At 40.1% G+C, this 1,318-nt stretch carries 3 protein-coding genes; all 3 read right to left on the reverse strand.

Annotated features, from left to right (window positions below):
* Nucleotides 1-143: 143 nt before the first annotated feature.
* Nucleotides 144-506 carry an EexN family lipoprotein gene (locus ACFIL8_RS10410; protein WP_375650047.1) on the reverse strand — a complete coding sequence of 121 codons (363 nt, stop codon included), beginning with the start codon at nt 504-506 and terminating at the stop codon, nt 144-146.
* On the reverse strand, nt 506-772 hold the full coding sequence (locus ACFIL8_RS10415; protein ID WP_375650055.1) for an EexN family lipoprotein: 267 nt from the start codon (nt 770-772) through the stop codon (nt 506-508). Before ACFIL8_RS10415 ends, ACFIL8_RS10410 begins: the two co-directional genes overlap by 1 nt.
* A 24-nt stretch (nt 773-796) precedes the next feature.
* Nucleotides 797-1,318: type IV secretion system protein (locus tag ACFIL8_RS10420; protein ID WP_375689709.1), on the reverse strand; the 522-nt coding region annotated here is incomplete at its 5' end.

Consider the following 1,318-nt stretch of genomic DNA (forward strand, 5'->3'; position numbering starts at 1 on the left):
GTAAGGTTCTTTAAGTTGAGCAGCTAAAGCGCAATAGATGTTATCCATTGTTTTTGTAATGGGATTCATCAACATATCATCTATGTCAGTAAATACGCCTTTGGTTACTATTGCCATTTAGATGCTCCGCTCTTCATTATGTCTTAATGGTTATTTTGTTGTTGTTCAGCTTCTCTTTTAGCGCGTTCTCTTGCTTCTCGTTTAGCTCTCATTTTTTCAATCCAAGCGTCTTGTTCAGCTTTCAATTTTTCCATTGATTTGCGATTTTCTTCGTCAATTTTACGACTTCTTTCTGCTGCTTTTGCTTCATATTCTTTTTGAAGTTCTAAAAATGCTAACCGCATGTTTTCACAATTCTTTGAAGTTCCTGCAAATCCACATCTAGCATCCCACTCGAAGCGTAAATTTTTATCTTTTTTAAATTCAGCGACGCTATAGGTTTTTTCACAACCAGCAGCCATAAGCCCTGTGCAAAGCAGCAATGTTGTTATGAGAACTTTATTCATTATTTATTGTCCTGTTTCTTTTCAGATTCTTGTTTATCGTCATTTGTCGAGCCAAAGCCTCCCCATTTTTTACGGGTTTCAAATTCAGCTTGCTCTGCATTTTTACAATTTTTCGAATTCAAATCCCCTGACGTCAAACATTTCACTAATACTTCTTCCATCAGTTTTTTATTTTTTTTAAGTTCTTCTACGCTGTAGGTTTTTTCACAGCCAGTGGTGATCAGCCCTGTGCAAAGTAGCAATGTTGTTATGATGATCTTGTTCATATTCAAGCCCCTCTTTTCTTCCGTTTATTGACCACCGAGTTTTTTGGCATAATCTGCATATCGCGCTGCAAATTCTTCGTAAGCTCGTTGTTCGGCAGCTTTGTATTCCGCTTGTTGAATCATCGCGGCGGCTTGCATTTGGAGAACTTGTGTTTGGAGTTTTGCTTGTATTGCTGATAATTGTGCTTGAATGCCTTGAATTTTACCCGAATCTTTAGTACTTCCAAGTTCGTCAAGGAGCTTGTTAATGGTTTTTTGTGTTTCACTGGCTTCTTCGTAGACGTCTTGGCCTTTTGCTGCTTGTCCTACCGTGTTCTGTTCGGCTTTTTTCACTTCTTGTGCGTAAAAAGCATCTGCTGCCTCTTTTGATCCAGCACCCCCTGCGGGCTCTTTGTATTTAAGTTCTTCTTGCCATTTTTGCGTGTTTTTGCTGCCGCCGCCGCCACCACCGCCACCACCACTGCCCATTGATTGTTGAAAGTGGTTAAAATCTGAAGGAAGGGCGCCACTGCTCCCTTGCTTGTTAAACATCTCTTTCAATCCCGA

This window comes from Bartonella sp. AP57NXGY (assembly GCF_042195805.1).
In the GTDB taxonomy this organism is placed as follows: Bacteria; Pseudomonadota; Alphaproteobacteria; order Rhizobiales; family Rhizobiaceae; genus Bartonella.